Here is a 485-nt window from a genome sequence, read left to right on the forward strand (position 1 = left end):
TCGAGTCCTGGCCGTTGAGGTATTCGCGGCAACGCTCGACCATGGCAGCGGAGTTATCCACAGCGATGACGCGGCAGCCGTCGGTGCGCACGTGGCGGCGCAAGGCCTGGGTCACGGCACCCAGCGACGAGCCCAAATCGTAGAGCACGCTGTTTGGCTGAGCGAATTGCGCGGCGAGCACGCCGAGGTTTTCAACGATGGTCGGATAACCCGGCACCGAGCGCTTGATCATGTCCGGGAACACCCGCACCACGTCCTCGTTAAAGGCGAAGTCAGGCACCTGGGCCAAAGGCTGGGCGAAAAGGCGATCGGATTCTTTGCTCACGGCGGTTCCAGCGGTGTAGGTGGAAAAGGCCGGCATTTTAGCCAACTTGGCGCGGGGATGCGCGGGTTTGCTGATAAACCGCCGGACTAACCTCGGTTAATGCAGAGACATGCTGTTGTGGCGAGGGAGCTTGCTCCCGTTCGGCTGCGCAGCAGTCGTC

At 62.1% G+C, this 485-nt stretch carries 1 protein-coding gene; it reads right to left on the minus strand.

Annotation, left to right across the window (positions count from 1 at the left end):
• Positions 1-361, minus strand: a 361-nt coding sequence (locus tag AC1DLB_RS31970) for a class I SAM-dependent methyltransferase (RefSeq protein WP_477786531.1), incomplete at its 3' end; no start/stop codon positions are given.
• Positions 362-485: the final 124 nt, after the last annotated feature.

This window comes from Pseudomonas sp. 05N434 (genome assembly GCF_056396965.1).